The sequence below is a fragment of the Mesorhizobium sp. M8A.F.Ca.ET.161.01.1.1 genome, assembly GCF_004792105.1.
Lineage (GTDB): Bacteria > Pseudomonadota > Alphaproteobacteria > Rhizobiales > Rhizobiaceae > Mesorhizobium.
Genome location: NZ_SRTD01000138.1, coordinates 1 through 389, shown reverse-complemented (window position 1 = coordinate 389; position 389 = coordinate 1). Strand labels below are relative to the sequence as shown.

The 389-nt window shown below is 56.6% G+C and carries 1 protein-coding gene; it reads left to right on the top strand.

Translation table 11 applies throughout. The features are described from left to right. On the top strand, positions 1-389 hold a 389-nt coding region (locus EN804_RS37520; RefSeq protein ID WP_189602165.1), incomplete at both ends, for a hypothetical protein.

Genomic DNA, 389 nt, shown 5'->3' with positions numbered 1-389 from the left:
GGTGCTTCACCGGCGGGAGATGTCCATCTTGACTCTATCGAGTGGGGGAGCAGCCAGCCGGACCTTGGCGTGACATGCCGGGATCGAATTGAAAAATCCCGTTTGATACATTTTCTTTCGGATACATCCGCAACGACAATCGATGTCGACGCCACGGGGGCGGTTACGGATGTCCGGCTCAGCAACGGGCATGGCGACATGCGTGTTCCGGTAACGACGCTTGTGCTGGCCTGCGGCGGCGTGGGCAATGTCCGCTTGCTTCACGAACTACGCAAGAAACAGCCCGAGCGTATTTCTCCGACGCTCGGGCATTATTATCAAGGCCATCTCACCGGTTATATTGCCGTGATCGAGCTTGAGAATGACGCCACGGTGGAACAGCTGTCTTT